25 protein-coding genes are annotated in these 22,387 nt (G+C 39.0%); 3 read left to right on the top strand and 22 right to left on the bottom strand.

Features of this window, described 5'->3' with window-relative positions; translation table 11 throughout:
* Positions 1 to 11: 11 nt before the first annotated feature.
* Both ACE1MS_RS02690 and ACE1MS_RS02685 read right to left on the bottom strand, forming a co-directional pair.
* Complete coding sequence (locus tag ACE1MS_RS02690) at positions 12 to 842, bottom strand: flagellin N-terminal helical domain-containing protein (RefSeq protein ID WP_036166935.1); 831 nt, start codon at positions 840 to 842, stop codon at positions 12 to 14.
* 199 nt (positions 843 to 1,041) lie between these two features.
* Positions 1,042 to 1,515, bottom strand: a complete 474-nt coding sequence (locus ACE1MS_RS02685; RefSeq protein ID WP_031418525.1) for a hypothetical protein — start codon at positions 1,513 to 1,515, stop codon at positions 1,042 to 1,044.
* Between the two features lie 205 nt (positions 1,516 to 1,720).
* On the opposite strand from ACE1MS_RS02685, the gene ACE1MS_RS02680 reads away from it, so the two are divergent.
* Together ACE1MS_RS02680 and ACE1MS_RS02675 are read left to right on the top strand one after the other, a co-directional pair.
* Positions 1,721 to 3,295, top strand: a complete 1,575-nt coding sequence (locus ACE1MS_RS02680; RefSeq protein WP_031418524.1) for a hypothetical protein — start codon at positions 1,721 to 1,723, stop codon at positions 3,293 to 3,295.
* The gene (locus ACE1MS_RS02675) at positions 3,292 to 6,066 is read left to right on the top strand and encodes a DEAD/DEAH box helicase (protein ID WP_447402681.1); all 2,775 of its coding nucleotides are present in this window, start codon (positions 3,292 to 3,294) and stop codon (positions 6,064 to 6,066) included. Before ACE1MS_RS02680 ends, ACE1MS_RS02675 begins: the two co-directional genes overlap by 4 nt.
* A gap of 234 nt (positions 6,067 to 6,300) precedes the next feature.
* On the opposite strand, the gene ACE1MS_RS02670 is transcribed toward ACE1MS_RS02675, so the two are convergent.
* The gene (locus tag ACE1MS_RS02670) at positions 6,301 to 6,699 is read right to left on the bottom strand and encodes a single-stranded DNA-binding protein (protein WP_031418521.1); all 399 of its coding nucleotides are present in this window, start codon (positions 6,697 to 6,699) and stop codon (positions 6,301 to 6,303) included.
* A gap of 297 nt (positions 6,700 to 6,996) precedes the next feature.
* On the opposite strand from ACE1MS_RS02670, the gene ACE1MS_RS02665 reads away from it, so the two are divergent.
* Positions 6,997 to 7,422: a YwpF family protein gene (locus tag ACE1MS_RS02665; protein ID WP_289449485.1), complete on the top strand. Its 426-nt coding sequence runs from the start codon at positions 6,997 to 6,999 to the stop codon at positions 7,420 to 7,422.
* A 191-nt stretch (positions 7,423 to 7,613) separates the two neighbouring features.
* On the opposite strand, the gene ACE1MS_RS02660 is transcribed toward ACE1MS_RS02665, so the two are convergent.
* From ACE1MS_RS02660 to atpE, 19 genes are all read right to left on the bottom strand, one after another.
* Positions 7,614 to 8,006: a hypothetical protein gene (locus ACE1MS_RS02660; protein WP_036160741.1), complete on the bottom strand. Its 393-nt coding sequence runs from the start codon at positions 8,004 to 8,006 to the stop codon at positions 7,614 to 7,616.
* A gap of 108 nt (positions 8,007 to 8,114) precedes the next feature.
* Positions 8,115 to 8,498, bottom strand: coding sequence for a hypothetical protein (locus ACE1MS_RS02655; protein WP_099806131.1), 384 nt, complete (start codon positions 8,496 to 8,498; stop codon positions 8,115 to 8,117).
* A gap of 151 nt (positions 8,499 to 8,649) precedes the next feature.
* The gene (gene fabZ / locus ACE1MS_RS02650) at positions 8,650 to 9,093 is read right to left on the bottom strand and encodes a 3-hydroxyacyl-ACP dehydratase FabZ (RefSeq protein ID WP_031418516.1); all 444 of its coding nucleotides are present in this window, start codon (positions 9,091 to 9,093) and stop codon (positions 8,650 to 8,652) included.
* Between the two features lie 55 nt (positions 9,094 to 9,148).
* The gene (locus ACE1MS_RS02645) at positions 9,149 to 9,433 is read right to left on the bottom strand and encodes a DNA-directed RNA polymerase subunit beta (RefSeq protein WP_036166922.1); all 285 of its coding nucleotides are present in this window, start codon (positions 9,431 to 9,433) and stop codon (positions 9,149 to 9,151) included.
* Between the two features lie 42 nt (positions 9,434 to 9,475).
* Entirely contained in the window at positions 9,476 to 10,315 is an 840-nt protein-coding gene (locus ACE1MS_RS02640; protein WP_012292775.1) for a flagellar hook-basal body protein, read from the bottom strand.
* Positions 10,316 to 10,345: 30 nt separating this feature from the next.
* On the bottom strand, positions 10,346 to 11,179 hold the full coding sequence (locus ACE1MS_RS02635) for a flagellar hook-basal body protein (RefSeq protein ID WP_031418513.1): 834 nt from the start codon (positions 11,177 to 11,179) through the stop codon (positions 10,346 to 10,348).
* Between the two features lie 21 nt (positions 11,180 to 11,200).
* Complete coding sequence (gene mreB, locus ACE1MS_RS02630; RefSeq protein WP_008180529.1) at positions 11,201 to 12,196, bottom strand: rod shape-determining protein; 996 nt, start codon at positions 12,194 to 12,196, stop codon at positions 11,201 to 11,203.
* Positions 12,197 to 12,406: 210 nt separating this feature from the next.
* Positions 12,407 to 12,667 (bottom strand): sporulation transcriptional regulator SpoIIID, encoded by a 261-nt coding sequence (locus tag ACE1MS_RS02625; protein WP_025114760.1) that lies wholly within the window; start codon positions 12,665 to 12,667, stop codon positions 12,407 to 12,409.
* 155 nt (positions 12,668 to 12,822) lie between these two features.
* Positions 12,823 to 13,500, bottom strand: coding sequence for a M23 family metallopeptidase (locus ACE1MS_RS02620; protein WP_031418512.1), 678 nt, complete (start codon positions 13,498 to 13,500; stop codon positions 12,823 to 12,825).
* A gap of 37 nt (positions 13,501 to 13,537) precedes the next feature.
* Positions 13,538 to 14,437: a stage II sporulation protein D gene (gene spoIID / locus ACE1MS_RS02615; protein WP_426388976.1), complete on the bottom strand. Its 900-nt coding sequence runs from the start codon at positions 14,435 to 14,437 to the stop codon at positions 13,538 to 13,540.
* 120 nt (positions 14,438 to 14,557) lie between these two features.
* Positions 14,558 to 15,871 carry a UDP-N-acetylglucosamine 1-carboxyvinyltransferase gene (gene murA / locus ACE1MS_RS02610; RefSeq protein ID WP_012292771.1) on the bottom strand — a complete coding sequence of 438 codons (1,314 nt, stop codon included), beginning with the start codon at positions 15,869 to 15,871 and terminating at the stop codon, positions 14,558 to 14,560.
* Between the two features lie 366 nt (positions 15,872 to 16,237).
* A complete protein-coding gene (locus ACE1MS_RS02605) occupies positions 16,238 to 16,477 on the bottom strand; it encodes a DUF1146 family protein (RefSeq protein ID WP_012292770.1) in 240 nt (79 codons plus the stop codon).
* A gap of 77 nt (positions 16,478 to 16,554) precedes the next feature.
* Positions 16,555 to 16,962 carry a F0F1 ATP synthase subunit epsilon gene (locus tag ACE1MS_RS02600; protein ID WP_031418510.1) on the bottom strand — a complete coding sequence of 136 codons (408 nt, stop codon included), beginning with the start codon at positions 16,960 to 16,962 and terminating at the stop codon, positions 16,555 to 16,557.
* 24 nt (positions 16,963 to 16,986) lie between these two features.
* The gene (atpD, locus tag ACE1MS_RS02595; RefSeq protein ID WP_012292768.1) at positions 16,987 to 18,402 is read right to left on the bottom strand and encodes a F0F1 ATP synthase subunit beta; all 1,416 of its coding nucleotides are present in this window, start codon (positions 18,400 to 18,402) and stop codon (positions 16,987 to 16,989) included.
* Positions 18,403 to 18,450: 48 nt separating this feature from the next.
* A complete protein-coding gene (atpG, locus tag ACE1MS_RS02590; protein WP_008180542.1) occupies positions 18,451 to 19,308 on the bottom strand; it encodes an ATP synthase F1 subunit gamma in 858 nt (285 codons plus the stop codon).
* A gap of 47 nt (positions 19,309 to 19,355) precedes the next feature.
* Positions 19,356 to 20,864: a F0F1 ATP synthase subunit alpha gene (gene atpA / locus ACE1MS_RS02585; RefSeq protein WP_012292766.1), complete on the bottom strand. Its 1,509-nt coding sequence runs from the start codon at positions 20,862 to 20,864 to the stop codon at positions 19,356 to 19,358.
* A 28-nt stretch (positions 20,865 to 20,892) separates the two neighbouring features.
* Positions 20,893 to 21,429, bottom strand: coding sequence for a F0F1 ATP synthase subunit delta (locus ACE1MS_RS02580; RefSeq protein WP_012292765.1), 537 nt, complete (start codon positions 21,427 to 21,429; stop codon positions 20,893 to 20,895).
* Positions 21,426 to 21,947: a F0F1 ATP synthase subunit B gene (gene atpF, locus ACE1MS_RS02575; RefSeq protein ID WP_012292764.1), complete on the bottom strand. Its 522-nt coding sequence runs from the start codon at positions 21,945 to 21,947 to the stop codon at positions 21,426 to 21,428. The genes ACE1MS_RS02580 and atpF overlap by 4 nt, the downstream gene beginning before the upstream one ends.
* Before the next feature lie 173 nt (positions 21,948 to 22,120).
* Positions 22,121 to 22,345, bottom strand: coding sequence for a F0F1 ATP synthase subunit C (atpE, locus tag ACE1MS_RS02570; RefSeq protein ID WP_004269474.1), 225 nt, complete (start codon positions 22,343 to 22,345; stop codon positions 22,121 to 22,123).
* Positions 22,346 to 22,387: the final 42 nt, after the last annotated feature.

The following is a 22,387-nucleotide window of genomic DNA, read 5'->3' as shown; positions in this document are numbered from 1 at the left end:
ATTGAAATTCATCATTTTTTTCCGATTTCTAATAATTTTAAAATGGATTGTGCCTGCTGCATATGCATCGCCAGCACATATTGACTGGCCTGCATTAAAATCTGAGCCTTCACCATATTCATCATCTCTTTGGCAATATCAGCATCTCGAATTCGTGACTCTGCTGCCTGTAAATTTTCTGCGGTGTTCACATTGGCATTATAGGCATGTTCCAAACGGTTTTGATAGGCGCCAAGGCGGGAACGTTCATTGGATACGCGTTTTAAAGCGTCCTCCATAGAAGAAATAGCCTTATCTGCCTCATCTCTAGTAGCAATCGAGACATCTTTCAAACCAAGTGCTTCTGAACCGACACCATTAATCAACAGTTCAATGCTCTGTCCTGCGTTGGCACCTGCCTGAATTTTAATCCCATTTGTTTCATAATCGCCATTCAGTAATGTCTTTGTATTAAATTCGGTATCGGTTGAAATACGTTGAATTTCCTTCTTTAACTCTTGGAACTCTAAATCAAGTTGTTTCCGATCCTCATCTGTTAATGTATCATTGGCTGCCTGCACTGCTAGTTCTCGCATACGCTGAATCATCGCATGTGTCTCATTCAATGCGCCCTCTGCTGTTTGCACTAATGAGATACCATCCTGTATATTCTTTGCCGCCATATTCAATCCACGAATTTGAGCACGCATTTTTTCAGAAATGGCCAGACCAGCTGGATCATCTGCTGCACTATTGATTCGGTAACCTGTAGAAATTCGTAACATTGCTTTACTCATAGCACCATAATGTCGATTCATATTATTCAGGATCGACATCCCTGTAGCTGACCAATTACCTAGCATTTACTCACCACCCTTTTGCCACTTATATCGGTCTATCCTCCGCTTTTTTAACGTTCCATCGGTAATAGTTTCCAATATAGTAGGATTTATTAATTATTTGTAGGAAAGTTATTCATCCCTTTAAACTTTTGACCTACCTGTGATAATAAAAGCACCCCTTCTCCTAGTAAGAAAAGTAGGTGCTTAATGGGTATACCATCTATTCAATTTTGAAACCTCCAAGTTGATGGTTCTTTTGCTGCAATAGATTAAAAAAGAGTGATTTATTGTTCTCTAATAATGCTTGATCGATTAAGTAATCCAGATTTCTGTTCTCAATTTCTGCAATAAGCTGATCAATTTCACCTACAGTCACTGTAGAAACAAGAGGAAGTTGCTTCGGTGTAGCGCTTTCAAGTATAGGTGCCAGATGATCATGGACGTTGGTAATAAGAAGTAGCTGATAAAGTGGTAATCGAATAAATCGATTGCCCTTTTGGAAAACAAACACCTCAGATAAATTTTCAATTTGTTGTGTCTTCATGTTGATAATCATCTCTTTACCTTCTATGGGAATGAAATGGAAAATCTCATTCTCTTTTAATATAGAGAAATATTGATAAGCAAACACGAGACGTAATTTGTCCCCAGTGATTTTTGTATAAAACGGCTTCATGTATTGAACTTGCATCATCCTTCATCCCTCCCGATTATCTGACTATTCAGATTTTAACACAAATCAAAAGTCTTGTTAACTATCTTTAATTCAATTTCCTTCTTTCTGATCATTCAGCTTATCATTGCCGCATTTTAATCGTATAATGGAAGGACAGTCTTTTTTCCTTTACTACCATTAATCCATATTTAACATAGCCATCTATAAAGAAAGGAGTGAGGTTATGGCATTGTCAATATCGCAATTGGCTAAAGAGCATCAAGCATTTGTGTTAACTAAATTAAAAGAAGCTGAACATGATTTACATCCTTCCTCTACGGAAGATGAAGAACTAGTCCGTCGTGCGGTCTTTTCGGTTAGAAATAAGTCCATTATTTTTGACCGTTTTAATGGAGCCAGTTCTATATTATATGCAACTGTCCAGGATGTCAGACCCGCTTCTGTTGAAATTGATTTCGTCAAAGAAGAGCTACGCTGTAGCTGTCCACAACCAAAATGGTGTCGACATCAGGTAGGTACATTACTTGCTCTTTACCAGTACTTTGATTCCGTTCAAAATTGGTCGAGTGCTTGGCGTGCTCAAAAATCTGTTCAGTTAAAATCATTAGCTGATGAACGTAGCCCTCAAAGTTGGTCATTGATGGTTGAGGAAGTAATGAAACGATTATTGCCACCAGGTCGTATTTTAGAGGGCTATGGCCTTTCTGCTATAAGGACTGATGCATTGGAGCGTCTTCGTCGACATATGCCCTTTGAACGTGAATGGCAGCCTCTTTATAAACTGTATATGGAGTTAGCCATTTTCAATACTATTTGGCGACATTTGAATGAAACACCAGGCCATTCACTGGATTCCCCTTATATGAAATACTTTATTGATCAAAGCAGTCAATCTTTTGAGAGCATACTTACAGAGCTGACTAATCGATCTCGCCTTTTTGCGACTGATCCGTTTTATGACGCTCTCCAAGTGGAAGTACGGAAGTTTTTATTAGAACGACATGGACTATTTCCAAATCGACTTCACCTGTACATGCTACTTTGGGCGGTACTTTTTTATGAAAAGCCTCGTCGTGAGCAGGAATTAGATTATTTAAATAATCTTGAAAACCCTTCGGCAGAAATATCCTTAGAATCATTAAGATTATTATTTTATGTACTCTTACAAAAGGAGGACTTACTGCTTGAAAGTTTGAAACATATTGATTTGCAGCAAATGCAGGATCTTTTTGAACTCGCTACTTTTGCTCAGCGTGCTGGCGAATCACATGCTCTGGCTATTATTTTACGAGCAATTCTGCCAATGACAGCAGCCTTTTTGCAGGAAGTCGTACCAGTTGTACAACGTGCTCAGTATGTTCGTCAATTCCAGGTTTTATTTGATGAAATACAGCTTACCGAAGAAGAGGAAGCCATTCTATACAGCGCCTTCGGAGTCTACGGCCTTCAACCATTCTCTTCTTTCTTAATTAAAAAAGGACGTTATCGAGACTGGGCAGCGCTTCATCAATTAAATCCTTCGTCTCTATCTTATTTAGAGATGTGTGGATTAAAGGATGTATTACAAATTGAACCAGCTACGGTTTTACCGCTATATCATGTTTATGCAATGGCGGAAATTGCTCAAAAATCTCGCTTGAATTATAAGCAGGCAGTACGCATTTGGAAAAGTATGCGTACTGCTGCAAAACGGGCAGGTAAAACAGCTTATTTTGAAGCATATATACAAACAATCCGCTCAGAATACAAACGACTCCGTGCGTTACAGGAAGAAATAGAGAAAGGAAACCTAGTATGATGACAATAAACGCCAACTCTCCTTCCCCTTTTTCTAAAACACAGCAGCTTCGTATCGATGTAGCTCGAGAAGGATATTTTACGTTGCAGGGATTTACTGCAAATGGTACAACAATCGACGTAGATACATTCGTATCTTCATTGTTCTTTACCTATGAGGCAAATATCTATGGCTTACTAACAAATCAGGCGGATTTATCCATTGAGGTTTCCGCTGCTGAGCTTCTTGATATTTTTTCATCAAGCTATCAACATCCCTTTATCAGCTGGATTGGTGCAAATGAAGATAGTAAAAAATGGCTAGGTAAAGTATTGGCGTTACAGGATTATTGGCAGGAGCCCTCTCTTTGGTCACATGCTGTCATTGCAGAGGATTTTTCTTCACTATCCTTCCCTCTCGACGATATAGATTCTGCATTATTAGAAACTGCGGTGCAGCAAAAACTTTCTCAAGTAGGGCTAATACTTTCTGATTTACCAAAGCTATTGCCCTTTTTCTTACGAGGTGGCTGGCCATTGGATCAAACACGCCAAGTTGGTGCCATTACCGTTTCCTTACGATTAAGTGAACCAGAAGAAGATTCCGATGTCTGGCTCTTAGAAACCGTCCTTAGCACCGCTACTACAAAAAATTACTGGACACCTGCTATTCGTAAGCAGTCATTACTTATAGAAGATGCACTCCCTACTAAATGGCGTATGTTTGCAACTGAAATTGAGCAGCAACAACAACAAATAGTTCAACTACTATCTAAAGATGCTATTAGTAGTGAAACCTTCATTCGTGTAACACTTGAAGATATGGAGGTACGATCTTTTTTACGTGAGGATCTTGCGAGATTACAGGCACTTGGCTTCGATGTTGTGCTCCCAGCATGGCTAAAGGATTTAAAGCAATCCAAATTCCGTGTCCGTGTGACAACTAGCAATGCATCTACAAAAAAAGTCGCTGGATTAGATGATATTCTAACATTCAAGTGGCAGTTTTCGATGAATGGACAGACAATCTCACCTGAGCAATTTAAAAAGTTAGTGGAAGAAAAGCGTGAATTTATTCGTATAGGGACAGAATGGTTCCGTGTTGACGCTAACTGGATGCAAGAGATGCGTGCGTTAATGCAGCAGGCAGAAGACGAAAGCTGGACTGTCCGAGAATTGTTATTCAGGGAATTACCCGAAGATTTATCTGCACCTATTGAAGAAGAGGATGCTGACGATGCGCTTCGGGATGATCCTATCTTTGCATTAGAGATACAGCAATCGTTAAAGGCTTATATGGAACAGCTCTTAGACAAAAAGGGTTTACCTGCTGTACCCATTCCAGCGACATTACAAACAGAGTTACGCCCTTATCAAATTGAAGGCTTTGAATGGCTAGTCTTTATGCGTCAGCAAGGTTTCGGTGCTTGCCTAGCTGATGATATGGGTCTTGGCAAAACCGTTCAGATGATAGCCTATTTACTTCATATATATGAAGCAGTAGCTGATTACACAAAACCATCTATTATTATTTGCCCAACATCAGTGCTGGGTAACTGGCAGAAGGAGCTTGCTCGATTCGCTCCTTCACTAATTGTCCATACGCATTATCAAACTAACCGTGCAAAAGATGATGATTTCAAAAAAATGGTATTGATTGATAGGCCACATGTTATTTTATCAACCTATGGAACGGTGTCACAGGATACAGAATTTTTACAGGATATTGACTGGGCAACGGTTGTTTTAGATGAAGCTCAAAATATAAAAAACATGCAAACTTTACAATCAAAAGCCATTCGTAAATTACTGGGTGACCATCACATTGCCCTGACTGGAACGCCTGTAGAAAACCGTCTGTCTGAGCTATGGGCAATCTTTGATTTTATTCATAAAGGCTATTTAGGTAGCTTTGGTCGCTTTAATGAAGATTTTATATTACCAATTGAACGAGATGAATCTGAATCCCATAAACAAAAGCTACGAACAAAAATTCAACCATTCTTATTACGTAGGACAAAACGTGATCCTCATTTGCAGCTGAACTTACCAGATAAGCTAGAGTCAAATGAGTATTGCCCATTAACAGCCGAGCAAGCTTCTCTCTATGAGGGCTATATTTTGGAGACGCTTGATCAGCTGGAAGAGTTAACAGGGTTTCAAAAAAAAGGACGCGTCTTAAAAATGCTCAGTAAATTAAAGCAACTATGTAATCATCCTGCCCTATATTTAAAAGAGCCTTTCGAGGATGCCCAAACAATGCTTGCACGTTCGGCAAAGTTAGAGCGCATTGTGCAAATGGCGGCTGAAATTGTGGACAATGACGAGCAATGCCTCATTTTTACACAGTATATTGGAATGGGACAATTGCTCCAGCATTGTTTAAGTGAATTATATAATGTAGATGCACCGTTTTTAACAGGTGCTATGCCTAAGCAGCAAAGAGACCGCTTAGTAGAGGCGTTTCAGGCAGGAGATTTTCCTATATTTATTCTTTCCTTAAAAGCAGGTGGAACAGGACTTAATTTAACAGCTGCTAATCATGTCTTACATGCAGATCGCTGGTGGAATCCCGCTGTCGAAAATCAGGCAACCGATCGTGCTTACCGCATCGGTCAAACACAATTTGTGCAAGTCCATAAATTTGTAACACTTGGCACAATTGAAGAAAAGATAGATAAAATGCTAGCGCAAAAATCAGCGCTATCAGAAGAACTAATTCAGTCAAGCCAGTGGTTAACTGAATTAGAGGATCAAGAACTTCGTGATCTCATTACATTAGATATATATTAATAACAAGCGCCAAGGGTTCTTGGCGCTTTTTCAGTGGAACCATGTTTACTTCTCTTCTCTTCCCTACTTACTTCATATCCATATTCAGTTGTGTTAAAAATTTCATTGCTGTGCGGTCTTCAGCAACTTTTCCGAAAAAATTGGTGCACATCATTCCTTTCTGTTACTACGGTGCAAGGAGTTTAAGGAGAATGGCGGATTAGACAATACTTTTCCTGCGCCGTATGTAGCATGCTATGGTAATACAAAGTCTTTTAAGTCTTCCTGTTCATTGGGTGGAGGTGGCGTCACCATAGAAGCTTCGTCACTATCCCTTTGTTTAAGTTGATAAAATCGAACATCCTCGACCACTACCTCTGTCATAAAAATCTTAGTGTTTTCTTCATTTACAAATGACCTTGTTTGAATTCGGCCGTTTGCACCTATTAATGAGCCTTTGCCGCAATACTTGACGATATGTTCTGCAAGTCTCCCCCAAACTGTACAGAATATAAAATCTGTATCTATTTCCCCACGGTTATTTTTGAAATTGCGATTAATGGCGAGTGAAAAATGAGTCTGCACACGATTTCCAGATAAGTATCGTAATACTGGATCTTTCGTAAACCTTCCGACCAGTCCGACTTGATTCATCCCTTCACCTCCTTTGCTGTGGATTGCCTTCATCTTACAAAATGATGCCAATATTAACAAAATCGAAAAATGATAATTTGCCATGATACTTCTGCATAAAATAGGTAAATTACCTGTTGTATTTTTCTTTTTTTTCTTATTTTTTCACCAGAATGCTTTAGGCAGTAATGGCAAATGCTATTTCATAAAATCAACAATTTCGCAGTAATAGAAATTAACTAGTAAGTGCGTATGACCAACAACTGGAACCGTATGTGTTATACTAAAAGAATGACAGACTTAGGAGGAATATACATAATGAAAACATTTAAAATGCTTTCCTTTGACCTTGTCACAAAAGATGGCGTGCAACCATTCCCTTTAGTCGATGGTATCATTATTAATCAGGAAAATAGCCATCAGTCTTGGGTACTCGAATTGTTTATGGAAAAACAATATCGTTCAACCTTTGATGAGCTCTTAGTGAATGCTACTATTTTTAATGTACGTGCCGTTATTTCATTTCCCGATAATGAACCCGCTCCTTTTCAGGTAATCGTACATACGGTTCAAGAAATCGGTGACCATGTATCAGTACTTTTAAAAGGTACCCTCAAAATAAAACGCTCTAAATATGCCGAACAATTACTTTCTGAACTACTAGCTGAAGGTGTTTCTTTAGAACATTTGCTGGAACGCTTTACAAAAGATATGAAGCAGCGACCAAAATTGAAGAGTGACTGACGATGCAAATTTTTTGCATCATTTTTTTTAAAAAAACGTTTGAAGGTTTTTCTGTGAAATGAGGTCTTGTCAGTACAAGTTATTTGGGATAACGGGGTCATAAATTACTTGAAATATTATATTCCAATAGGCATTCCGCTTCCTCAAATCAAAAAAAGAGTGTTTTCCTTGTAGGAAACACTCTTTTGATATTATCGGTTGTTCATACCGTCACGATACTTTTCAGTGTCGTTGGCTTTTTCATCAACCATGTTGTCATTACGCTTAACACCGTTTACGCCATTCGCGTTTGGTACGTTGTCATAGCCATTTGTGCTGTTAATATCAGCATTTGATCCAGGCGTTGTCGCTTCAGGTAAAGTTGTATTTTCATTTACAGTACCTCGTTCAACACCATTTACATTCCGATCGTATGCATCATTTCGATGATTTGGATCTAACGCATCCTCGACACGATCCACACCATTACGAACGTCAGTCTCTGCGTTTCTCACAGGATGATCTTCAACTGCACGATTTCCCCAGTTACATCCTCCAAGGAATACAGTAGCCAGAATAATGGTTAAAAATGACATTTTCCACATAGTAAAAAACCTCCTTTCTTGGTACTATGTCAGCAAATACATCATGTGTATTTGTGATCTAACATAGATTGCCCGAGAAAGGAGGGAACTATCCGATTTTTCTACAAACTATTTTTGTTTTTCTTTTAATAACTGTTCAATATATGCTGCTTCTGCTTTACAGTCATAGCTATAGTCTGTGCCTAGCTCTTTTTGCAATGCCTCGATTGTTTCAACTTGTTGTGCTGTTGGTTCTTCATTTAAAATTTTGGCAATGACCTCATCAATTTTTTGTGCCATCTCTTCATGAAACTCTGCGCTCATCAATATTTCGGCTGGAATTTTTTCGATCCATGCTGCATTCTCTTGGAAATAAGTCTGCCAGCTTGCAATGAAGTCTTCCATGGAAAAGCGCTCTTCTTCCCAACCAATACTTGCTAAGTATGTTTCAAAAGATGTTGAAATCGAACGAGTAATGCTAATTTTAATACCTGAAGACAATTCCTTATACATCTTAATAATCCTCCTACGTTTGTAAAACCTAAAAATTACATCTATTTCAATTCACAATCGCTTAATTCGCCATCGCAGTTTAAGAACCTACTAGTCTCAATTTTTTGACTTGACTTTATCTATTTTATATCTTTTGGTCTATAAATGCAAATTATGCTTGCTTTGGCTGCTCCGGTCCAATTGCAAATAGAATATCGGCTTCACATACAAGTTCTCCATCTACAGTTGCTACGCCATGTCCTTTACCCATAGAACCACGAAGTTTTACAAACTCCACTTCCAATTTAAGTTGGTCTCCAGGTACTACTTGACGTTTGAAACGACAGTTATCAACACCCGTTAAAAATGCCAAGCGTCCCTTAAATTCTTCGGCATTTAAAAGAGCTACTCCACCTACTTGTGCTAATGCCTCTACAATTAGCACACCTGGCATTACTGGATATCCTGGGAAGTGTCCATTAAAGAAGTCCTCATTCATAGAAACATTCTTTAAGCCTACTGCACGTTTCCCCTCTTCTAATTCAATAATACGATCTACAAATAAAAATGGATAACGGTGTGGTAAAATTGCTTGAATTTGCTCTGCTGTTAACATGTCATTTCCCCCTCAAAATAAAGTATGTATACACAAAGTAAGGTAAAGAATAAAATTATTCTTTACCATGCATAATATCGAATATATGTTGCCATGTTTCTTTTTTGAAAATATCCATAGCATTTCCTTCTCCAATAACACTAAAGCCAACCATTGCGCCTAATGTTGCGGCAGCAACAACTAAGATGAGAACAATTACAATGCGTAACCAAATCGGAATCAGTCGGATTTGCACCCATCGAACCTCGCGTTGCTCTCCATTTGAGCGGCGTTCTTTCTTGTCTGGTTGCGTATCGGTTTCTTGTGTCGGCACAGAACGTCGACGTGAATCGTTTGTCATAAATTGTACTCCTCTTCATTCCTTGCTTTTTAGGATGACTCCCTATCGAATACCATTAATGAGACCAAGCATTTGGTCTGCTAATGTAACCGTTCTTGCATTGAATTGATAGGAACGTTGTGTTTGAATTAGTTCTGTCATTTCCTTCGAGAGGTTAACATTGGACATTTCTAAAGTACCACCCTGCATGCCGATTTGCTGACGGTTAGCACCTACTAGCTCTGTTAGAACTTCAGCTTGTGTAAAGCCAAGTTCAGCAAGGTTGTCTGGTAATCCAACATAAGAACCTGAAACATGTTCCATTAGTTGCGGTTTTTGAAATTCTGTAACCGCTAAATCCGTACGAATTATATCGCCATTTGGATAAGATGCTTCTAGTATACCACCATTTCGTACTGAAAATCCTTGCACATTATCTGGTAATGTAATAGCTTGTCCAGCAGCATTTGCCACTGGGTATCCTTCAGCCGTTACTAGCATAACTGTTCCATTATTTAGCGGCGATAAATAAAAGTCACCTTGTCGAGTATACACTGTTTCAGTTCCATTTTCACCATTTGGCATTAAAATATTGAAATATTGTTTTGCTTTTGTAAAAGCTAAGTCCAAATCTCGATTAGTTGTTTGCAATGAACCTTGCTTTTGATTGGATTTAATTTGGCCAAGCATTGCGCCTGATCCAAAGCGAATACCAACAGGTGTTTGACGCTCGGCACGATCCAGTTTGTCATTATTAAACTGTTGATAGAGTAACTCATTGAAGGTTGCTTCCTTCGCTTTAAAGCCTGTTGTACTACTATTGGCAATGTTATTACTAATTGTATCTAGTTTATTTTGTAATTGGCCCATTGTATTGGTTGCTGTCATCATTGTACGTAGCATTTATAAAAAGCCTCCTGTTCTGTTCGTCTGTTAAATTTTACCGATTTCATTAACAGCCTTTTCCATGCTGCGATCATAAGCTTGTAATACTTTTTGATTGGCTTCAAATGCTCGGTAGGCTGTCATTAAATCTGTCATTGCACGACCAGAATCTACGTTTGAGCCCTCTAAGAAGTTCTGACGTAATGTAAAGGAAACTCCATTCGTTCCATAGGCTGATGGCAGATTTGCGCCATTTTCTGTCCGAATAAGACCGTTATCTTGTTTCTGTAGCATGTTCGGATTGGCAGCATATGATACGCCTACCCGCGCTACTTGTTGATTATTAACGTAAATGGCGCCACTTTCATCGAGGCGGAAATCATCATTAGGTAACTGGATTCTTTGTCCAGCATCATTTAACACATAAAGGCCTTGCCCATTCACTAAATAACCTTGGCCATCCAAAGTAAAATTACCATTACGTGTATAGGCTTCCCCACCATCTGGATGTGCTAGTCTAAAGAATATTGAGCCAGTCACACCATCTTCATTTTGGGGTAAGTTTCCATCAATCAATGCCATATCTGTTGTAAAATCAGTGCTATAGATTTGGCCCTGTATGTAATTTGGTAATGTTTCTTGTAAGTATGTCCCAGTATTTAAAGCGCCTACTTGACTCATATATTCGGCACCAGCTTGTTGATTGGCAGGTGCATTTGTTTTTCCGATGCTAGACATCAACATATCTGGAAACGAACGAATCGTGGATTGGTCAGCCTTAAATCCTGGTGTATTTGCATTCGCTAAATTGTTAGATAGTAATTCTGTTCTTCTTTGTTGCGTGATCATACCCGTTGCAACTGTATAAAAACCTTTAAACAAAGAAATCACCTCATTTTATTTTTATAAGGACGCTGGCACGCGATCTATATTTTCGAGCATTATGCCTGTACCAATAGCTACACAATCCATAGGTCTTTCAGCAATAAAGACAGGTACTTTTAATTCTTCAATTAATAGTTGATCCATACCATGTAAAAGTGCTCCGCCACCTGTAATAATAACGCCGCGGTCAATGATATCAGCCGATAGCTCAGGTGGTGTTTTTTCTAAAACATTTTTGGCAGATTGAACGATCATTGCTACAGACTCGTGTAATGCACGTTCGATTTCTTCAGAGTGAATGGAAATTGTTCGTGGTAAACCAGTCACCATGTCACGACCACGGATATCCATTGTGTCATTACGACTACCTTTGAATACTGTTCCGATTGTCATTTTAATAGCCTCTGCTGTACGTTCACCAATTAGCAATTTATATTCTTTTTTAATATATTGCAAAATATCGTTATCAAACACATCTCCTGCCACTTTAATGGATTCACTTGTAACAATATCACCCATTGAAAGAACGGCAATATCTGTTGTTCCACCGCCGATATCAACTACCATATTTCCGCTTGGTTGGAAGATATCCATGCCTGCACCAATTGCTGCTACTTTTGGTTCTTCCTCTAAATATACTTTTTTACCGCCTGATTTCTCTGCCGCTTCACGGATAGCCTTTTGTTCAACACTTGTAATATTCGTTGGACAACAAATTAAAATACGTGGCTTTGCTAAAAATCCTTTGACATTTAATTTGTTAATAAAGTGTCTTAACATCGCTTCGGTCACATCAAAATCTGCAATGACCCCATCTCTAAGTGGGCGAATTGCTGTAATATTACCTGGCGTTCTCCCTACCATTTGGCGAGCTTCTTCCCCTACCGCTAATACTTTATTTGTCTTTTTGTCAATAGCCACTACAGATGGTTCATTTAAGACGATTCCTTTACCTTTAACGTGAATTAATACGTTCGCAGTACCTAAGTCAATGCCGATATCTTTCGAAAACATTTTATAATTTCTCCTTCCCGCCAGTTCCAACTACATAACGTTCATTTTATCTCTTTATCTAGAATATTTTATCATATTCTATTGGTAATTTCACCCTGAATTTAATGATTAAGACTGTTTTCTTTTCACGATCCGCATGGCAATAGTATAGTATTACTTTACCTTTAACAATCTTATTTTATGCCTGTCCACACAACAAAAAAGAACGAATCAATCTTGACTCGCTCTTTCTTTCCACTTGTTTTTCGTTGCTTCTCCTCCGCGAATATGACGTACGGCCTTATGGTAGGCGAGTATTTCCTTCACTTGGTCAGCTAATCCTTCATGAATTGTTGGTAATCGCTCTGTTAAATCTTTGTGCACCGTACTTTTTGAATAACCAGTCATTTTCGCGAGGACACGCACAGTCTCACGCGTCTCAATCAGTAATTCACCGAGGCGTATGCAGCGCTTCCGAATGTGCTCATGCACGTTCTTCGTCCTTTCCACACAATTTCACAAAATGCTTTGGCAATCAGATGCACATTTGCGCATTTCTTCACCTTATGTAAGGACAAAGCTATTCAGAACACGTTTTGCATTTTCCTAATAAAATGCTGATTTTTATGCGTTACTAGCTTTCAGAATTAAAAAGCTAGTAATTTTTTCGGATTAACATATTTTCCGTCTTCAACTACTTCGAAATGCATGTGGACGCCAGCCGCTTGATTCCACTCGTTATCAGTCGCTTTTCCTAAAGCTTGACCTTGTGTAACCTCATCGCCTTCTTTTACAGCGATATCTTTTACAGAGCTATAGTGAGTTTGCATGCCATTTGGATGCTCGATGACAATTTTATTCCCTGTAAATGCGTCTAGTTTTACTTCTAGTACTTTACCACTCATAGCAGCTAGTACTTCAAACTCTTCACCATTCATAGCAATAGAGATACCAGAAGACGTAGTAAATGTTTGATTAAATACCATTAGTGCATTTTCACGAGATTCTTCATTTGCTTCTAGCTCATAAAACTCTTGTAAAATTTGTACTTTACCAAGACTCTCTTCTTTGAATGGATACATCATGTTTTCAGTACGTGCATTTGTTTCTACTACTGGACCCGAGTCAACTTCCGCTAAATCTGGTAAAGGAGCATCTTCTACTTTTGATACAAGACTATTGTAACCAAATAACAACCCTGCTAGAACGAGTGCACCACCTGTGTAAACTACTGGCCAAAACCATGGTTTCTTTTGTAACTGACCATTTTCCTTTTGATTTGGATTCTGGTTTTGAGAAGCTTTATTATTTTTATCCTCTCTCATTTTCATCACCTCTAGTTGCAGTGTGAACAACTAGAAGTTATTTTAAACATGCATCTATTTTTTTTATTTCAATATCTTGATAATAATAGTGTAAAATTTCAGCAGCGGTTTTCCCTTCATTTGCCATGGCCTCTGCTCCATATTGACTCATTCCTACTCCATGACCATATCCTTGAGTTTTCACGTGCACTCTTTTTGTATTAGCATTATAGACAATTGAAAAATCTGTTGATGGTATCCCAAGAAATGTTCGTACCTGTCTCCCTGTCCAGACATTATTCCCTAATTGTAGACGCTCTACACGCCCTGAGTCATTGTAAAATAGCTGTATACGATTAAAATCACTAGCTTGCCATTGTACTGGCCATAGTTTATTCCATTGTGCTAGTGACCACTCTTGCTCTGCCTCAAATTTAGGAGAGGCTTGATCTGATATACTTGAAACACTTTGCAAATATGGAATGTTATTTCCACTATAACCGTATGCACTTTCTGTTTGTCCATTGCTTGTTGAATGGAACATAGCTGTAATTAAATTATTATTATAAAGAAGAACTTGTCCTTTCGTTTCATTAATTGCTTCGACAATTTTCTTTTCATTTCCCAGGAAATTGCTAGCCCAATTCGCTTTTCTTTGACTCTCATCATAGAAAACCTGCTTTGCTACAGTCGGTGCAATTGCTTTTTTACCGTAATTTGTCGTTTTTAACGCATAAGTTCGTGCTGCAATCGCTTGAGCCTTCAATGCCTCCTTTTTAAAAGAAACAGGCATTTCTGCCGCAACGACCCCTGTTATATATTTCTCTAAAGGGATTTTTTCCTTTTGTCCCTCCACTTCTATAAGTATTTCGCAAGCTTTTTCTTCCGCTGTTGGAGGTTGCACTTCCTCCCGTCTTTCGCTAAATCCTAAAACAGGAAGCACATATAATGCTCCCATTAAACAAAGGACACCTATACTAATCATCCATTTTTTCATAAGGAATAATATGCTGTATATCATTTAGTTATGAAAAATAAAAAACCCTCTGCTTATGTAAGCAAAGGGTTTTGACACATTTTAGTTTGCAGGTAATTCAACAGAAATGTCTTCAGTTGTCACAACTTCTTCATCAGTAATACGTTCAATATTGGCACCAAGAGAAGCTAATTTACCATGAAAATCAACATATCCACGATCTAAATGGTGTAGTTTTGTAACACGTGTAATTCCTTCTGATACTAGACCTGCTAAAATCAGTGCAGCCGCAGCTCGTAAATCCGTTGCCATTACTTCAGCCCCCTGAAGCTCTACTGGCCCCTCAATAAACACAGAGCGTCCTTCTATTTTAGCACCCGCATTCATACGACGGAACTCCTCAACATGCATAAAACGATTTTCAAATACTGTTTCCGTAATGATACTCGTACCTTCCGCAGTCAACATTAACGCCATCATTTGAGATTGCATATCTGTCGGGAACCCTGGATGTGGCATTGTTTTAATATCCACAGCCTTTAATGTCTGAGGAGCACATACACGAATGCCTTCATCCAACTCTATAATCTCTACGCCCATTTCGCGCATCTTTGCAATCAAAGCCGTCATATGCTCAGGAACTGCATTTTCAATGACCACATCACCCTTAGTAATAGCTGCTGCCACCATAAATGTACCAGCCTCAATGCGGTCCGGAATAATATGATGCTCTACTCCATATAATGTATCGACTCCTTCTATACGAATCGTATTTGTACCAGCACCAATTACACGTCCGCCCATACTATTAATAAAGTTAGCAAGATCTACGATTTCAGGCTCTTTGGCAGCATTTTCAATTACAGTTGTCCCCTCTGCTAAAGATGCTGCTGTCATAATATTTTCAGTTGCCCCAACACTTGGGAAGTCTAAATATACATTTGCTCCTTTTAAACGACCCTCTGTCTTTGCCTCTACATATCCATGGCCAAATGAAATCTTCGCTCCCATTGCTTCGAAACCTTTTAAATGTAATTCAATTGGGCGAGAACCGATTGCACACCCTCCTGGTAGCGCAACACGAGCATACCCATTACGCGCAAGTAACGAGCCCATTACTAAAATTGATGCACGCATTTTACTAACATACTCAAATTGTGCTTCACTAGAAAGTTCTTTTGTTGCATCTATATATACGGCATTATCTTCAGGTATATATGTAACTGCTGCGTTTAAACTTTTAAGTACTTCGTTTATTGTAAAGACGTCTGCTAAGTTAGGGACTTCTTTAATTACATTTTCTCCCTTTGAAGCAAGTAAAGCTGCTGCAAGGATTGGTAACACTGCATTTTTTGCGCCCTCTACACGTACTTTTCCCTGTAGTTTTTGGCCGCCAGTCACTATTATTTTATCCACCCTATGTCCCTCCGAATTCAATCTATTAACCTACCGAATTTTTATTTTAATAAAGAAGTATAATGTCATAATCAGTAAACAAACAACTCTATAGTACAACTTTTTTAACGCCCATTCAAGCGTCCAAATCACTATTTTAAGGCATTATTAGATATTTTGCTATTTATTTATTGTACGCTACCACTTTTTTTTTGTGAATGACCAATAACCAGTTCACTTCTAATACATACCCAAAGATGTATGAACAAAAAACAACTTTTAGAAGTTTTTTTATACATAGTTCAAAGGGCCACATAAATGTTATTATAAAGTCCTTTGAAGTATGTAGTGATGGAGTGTAAGATTCGAATTGATAAAGTCGAATCTTTAAAACAAGTATGGAAGTTTGCCAGACCAGTTAGATATTTGTAAAAAGAAATTGGATACAGCAGAACCAATTGCAATACTTAATAAAATATAAATAAGTTGAATTTGAAAAACTCTATTCTTCTTGAATAGTTTTTCTGCCATAAAAGCCTGTAATGCGTAAAATGTAATAGCTATAAAAAACAAATGCGATAAAATGCCTAATAAGGCTTCTTGTCCTATTGCTTCATAAAGCTCCATATTTCCCCCTCCAACTGTCCTATAATTTAAGCATTTTAAAAAACGGGCAGATGCTATATCTGCCCGTTAAAAATGAATTAGATATTACCCTCATGAACGTTGATACGATTCAACGCACGTTTTAATGCTAGGTCAGCACGTTTGAAATCAATGTTGTCTTGTTTACCTTGAAGACGTCCTTCAGCACGTTTAACGGCTTCTTTTGCACGTTGAACATCAATACTTTCAGCAACTTCAGCAGAAGGCGCTAAAATTGAAATCTTTTCTGGACGAACTTCAATGAAACCACCGCTAACAGCAACAATGTCAGTAGAACCGTCTGCTTTTTTCAGCTTCACTGCACCAATTGCAAGTGGAGCAACCATCGGAATATGGCCTGCAAGAACACCGATTTCTCCTGAAGTTGTTTTAGCGATTACCATTGATACTTCAGAATCGTATACCGGGCCGTCGGGAGTGACAATATTGACTAGAACTGTCTTCATATTTTTTCCTCCTCGTCCCTAGTATTAAACCTCTACGCCCATGCTTTTCGCTTTTTCAACTACTTCATCAATTGAACCAACTAGACGGAAAGCATCTTCTGGTAGGTGATCCCATTTGCCATCAAGAATTTCCTTGAATGAACGAACAGTTTCTTTTACAGGTACATAAGAACCTTTTTGACCAGTGAATTGTTCCGCTACGTGGAAGTTTTGTGATAAGAAGAATTGAATACGACGAGCACGTTCTACTGTTTGTTTATCTTCATCAGATAATTCATCCATACCTAGAATGGCAATGATATCTTGTAATTCACGGTAACGTTGGATTGTACGTTGTACACCAGTAGCAACTGCATAGTGCTCAGCGCCTACGATTTCAGGTGATAATGCACGTGAAGTCGAAGCTAATGGGTCAACCGCAGGGTAGATACCCATTTCTGATAATTTACGCTCAAGGTTAGTAGTAGCATCTAAGTGGGCGAAAGTTGTAGCTGGAGCCGGGTCAGTATAGTCATCGGCTGGTACATAGATCGCTTGGATAGAAGTTACAGATCCTTTGTTCGTAGATGTGATACGCTCTTGTAGTTTACCCATTTCTGTAGCAAGTGTTGGTTGGTAACCTACCGCAGAAGGCATACGACCTAATAGGGCAGAAACCTCAGAACCTGCTTGCGTGAAACGGAAGATATTATCGATGAATAAAAGTACGTCAGCACCTTGCTCATCACGGAAGTATTCTGCCATTGTAAGACCAGTTAAAGCTACACGCATACGTGCACCTGGTGGTTCATTCATTTGACCGAATACCATCGCTGTTTGCTTGATAACGCCTGAATCGCTCATCTCGAAGAATAAGTCGTTCCCTTCACGAGTACGCTCACCTACACCAGCGAATACAGAGATACCAGAGTGCTCTTGTGCGATGTTATTGATTAATTCTTGGATTAATACTGTTTTACCTACGCCGGCACCACCGAAGAGACCGATTTTACCACCTTTAATATATGGTGCTAATAAGTCTACTACTTTGATACCTGTTTCAAGAATTTCAACTGTAGTTGAAAGTTCTTCGAATGTTGGTGCTTCGCGGTGAATTGAATCACGACGAGCGTCAGCTGGAATCTCTTCACCTAAGTCGATTACTTCACCTAGTACGTTGAATACACGACCTAAAGTAACTTCACCAACTGGTACTGAGATAGCTTTTCCTGAGTCTGTTACTTCTGCTCCACGTTGTAAGCCATCAGTAGATGACATTGCAATTGTACGAACAGAATCATCACCTAAATGAAGCGCAACTTCTAATGCAAGAATTGTTGGTTCTTCATTAGGACGTTCAATCTTAACTGTTAGTGAGTTATAGATTGCTGGTAATTGGCCATTGTCGAATTTCACGTCAACAACTGGACCCATTACTTGAATAACATGTCCTTTATTCATTACTGTGTATCCTCCTATCGTATTCTTATACGACATTGGGAAGCTGGCCTATTCTAAGGCTGCAGCTCCACCAACGATTTCTGTAATTTCTTGTGTAATCGCCGCTTGACGCGCACGGTTATATTGCAATGAAAGGTCTGAAATAAGATCAGATGCGTTATCAGTTGCATTTTTCATAGCCGTCATACGAGAAGCATGTTCACTTGCTTTTCCATCTAATAATGCGCCATAAACTAAGCTTTCCGCGTATTGTGGAAGTAACACTTCAAGAATTGCTTCACCAGATGGCTCGAATTCGTAAGAAGCATTGCTGCTAGCAGGTGCAAGATCTGTTAATGGAAGAAGTTTTTTCTCTGTCACTTCGTTAGCAATTGCGCTGACAAAGTGATTATAGTACATATAAAGTTGATCATACGTACCGTCAATGAACATACCAACAGCATTACGAGCGATTTCTTTAATATCAGCAAATGTAGGTTGGTCCGGAAGACCGACAACATCACTGATGACATTATGATCACGTTTCACAAAGTAGTCACGCACAACACGACCTATTGCTAAAATCACGTATTCGTCTTTAGATTTATGACGCTCGTCAATTGTACGTTGTACTTGACGTAGGATACTTGAGTTATAAGCACCTGCAAGACCACGGTCAGAACCAATGACTAAGTAAGCTGTTTTCTTAACAGGACGAGCAGTTAACATTGGATGTCCACTGTCTTTTGTTCCTGAAGCGATCGCGCCTACTACGTCCTGAATTTTTTCCATGTAAGGAACGTACGCTTTAGCATTTTGCTCTGCACGACGTAACTTAGAAGAAGAAACCATCTGCATTGCTTTCGTAATTTGTTTCGTACTCTTTGTAGAATTAATACGACCTTTTATTTCGCGTAAGTTTACCACTGGTATTTCACCACCTTTTGTTTTTTAATCAAGTGACTAGCTCGAACTTATTCTGATTTAGCGAAAGTTTTTTTGAACTCCGTTAAAGCTGCTACGTAATCTGCATCAGGAGCAAGCTCTTTTGTAGTACGAACATGATCTAAAACGTTTGTGTGGTTTGAATCTAACCAGCTTAAGAATTCACTTTCAAAGCGAACGATATCTTGTACTGGAATATCATCTAAGTGACCTTTAGTTAATGCATAAAGGATTGCTACTTGCTTTTCAACTTTAAGTGGTTTGTTTAGGTCTTGTTTAAGAACTTCAACCGTACGTTTACCACGCTCAAGTTTAGCTAGTGTAATTTTATCTAAATCTGAACCAAATTGAGCAAATGATTCAAGCTCACGGAATGCAGCTAAGTCAAGACGTAGTGTACCCGCAACTTTTTTCATCGCTTTAATTTGAGCTGATCCACCTACACGTGATACAGAAAGACCGGCGTTAATCGCTGGACGTACACCTGAGTTGAATAAGTCAGATTGTAAGAATATTTGACCATCCGTAATTGAGATAACGTTAGTTGGGATGTATGCAGAGATATCCCCAGCTTGTGTCTCAACGAATGGAAGAGCTGTAATAGAACCGTTTTGATATGTTTCATTTAACTTCGCAGCACGTTCAAGTAAGCGGCTGTGTAAGTAGAAAACGTCACCAGGGTATGCTTCACGACCTGGAGGACGGCGTAGAAGAAGTGAAAGTTCACGGTAAGCTGATGCTTGTTTAGAAAGATCATCATACACGATTAATACGTGCTTACCTTGTAACATGAATTCTTCTGCCATAGAAACACCAGCAAATGGTGCTAAGAATAGTAATGGAGCTGGTTGAGAAGCCGCAGCAGTTACTACGATTGTGTAATCTAATGCACCGTGCTTACGTAAAGTTTCAACTACACCACGTACAGTTGATTCTTTTTGACCGATTGCAACATAGATACAAATCATATTTTCGCCATCTTGGTTTAAGATTGTATCGATTGCTACTGATGTTTTACCTACTTGACGGTCACCGATGATTAACTCACGTTGACCACGACCAATTGGTACTAGAGCGTCAATTGCTTTGATACCTGTTTGTAATGGTTCGTGTACTGATTTACGAGCCATTACACCGAAAGCAGGACTTTCGATTGGACGAGATTTAGTTGTGTTGATTGGACCTTGTCCATCCACTGGTTGACCAAGTGGGTTTACAACACGGCCAATTAGTTCTTCACCAACTGGTACTTCCATGATACGACCTGTACGACGAACTTCATCGCCTTCTTTGATGTCTGTGTATGGACCTAAGATTACGATACCAACGTTACCTTCTTCTAGGTTTTGAGCCATACCCATAACACCGTTAGAGAACTCAAGAAGTTCTCCAGCCATGGCGTTGTCGAGGCCATGAGCAAGAGCGATACCGTCACCAATACGGATAACTGTACCAACTTCGCTTACTTTAAGTTCAGATTCATAATTCTCAATCTGTTGTTTAATCAGACTGCTGATTTCTTCAGCCTTGATGCCCATGTATGTCACCTCTCACATTTCTTAATTATTAACCGATTAATTCACGTTTTAGGCGCTCAAGTTTGTTCGCTACTGAGCTATCGTAAATATGATTACCGATTTGAACACGAATACCACCAAGAAGTGATGGATCAATTTCGTTTGTAATGTTTAATGATTGTTTCCCTACAAGCTTCGCAAATGTTGTAGAAATATTAGCGCTTTCTTCAGCAGAAAGTGCACGAGTAGAGAATACTGTTGCATCTGCAGTACCTTGTGCCTTTGCAGCAAGCTCAGCATATGCGTTCGCAATAAGCTTCACTTCGTTTACACGTTTTTTCTCAACTAGTAGTTGAACTGTGTGTAAAACCTCTGGAGTTGCACCTGCAAAGATTTCAGCTACCATTTGTTTCTTACGTTCGATAGAGAACTTGGGAGCATTTAAAAGCGTTAAAAAATCAGGAGATTCTTGAACAATCTTTGTTAGCTCGTTTAAGTCTGCTCCAACCTCAGCAAGAATATTTTTTTGTTGCGCTAATTCAAAAAGCGCTTGAGCGTAACGTTTTGCTACAGCTGAATTACTCATCGAGCTTCCCCTGCCTTCGCAATCGTCTCTTCAATTAGAGCACGGTTGTCTGCCTCAGAAATCTCTTTGCTAAGGACTTTCGATGCTGCAAGTACAGATAATGAAACGACTTCATCACGTACAGCTGCAATAGCTTTTTCTTTTTCAGACTCAATTTCACGTAAAGCCGATTCTTTCAAGCGGTTTGCTTCATTACGAGCTGCAGTAAGAATTTCATCTTTTTGTAGTTCGCCTTGCTTCTTAGCGCCTTCAACAATCGATTGTGCTTCCGTACGAGCTTCTTTAAGAAGGCTCTTTTGTTCTTCTAAAAATTGGTGCGACTCTTTGCGCGCTTTTTCAGCTGCTTCGATTTCACTCGCTACTAACTCTTCACGTTGTTGCATGATGCCCATCAGTGGACCCCAAGCGACTTTCTTAAGTAAGAACATTAATACTAAAAAGATAGCTAATGTTGCGATGATGTCTCCGTTATTGAACTTACTAGCGCCAGCACCTAGTACAAGATAATCTAAATACACGATTGTTTCACTCCCTTCAAGAGCTTTAACTTCAACTTAATTTAATGAATTAAAAAACTACCTATTTTAAAAAGCTATATTTACACATAGCTTTTATCCGTTCCAAAATGAAGGGCGAAGTTTCATCTGGAGAATCCTGCTTCGCCACTAGTAAAATCCAGTGTTCAACTGAATTATTTATTCATTACGATGAATGCTACTACTACTGCGATGATCGGTAGGGCTTCAACTAATGCAACCCCGATGAACATTGTAGTTTGAAGAACGCCACGAGCTTCTGGCTGACGAGCGATACCTTCTACTGTTTTTGATACGATAAGACCGTTACCGATACCTGCACCAAGTGCACCTAAACCGATTGCGATTGCTGCTGCTAATAAACCTAATGAACCTGTCATTTGAAAATTTCCTCCTTGGAATTGTTTGTTTTTGTGGTTCAA

Source organism: Lysinibacillus sp. fkY74-1, from assembly GCF_053165895.1.
Note: the sequence above shows the minus strand (reverse complement) of the source record. Positions and strands in the feature narration are given on the sequence as shown.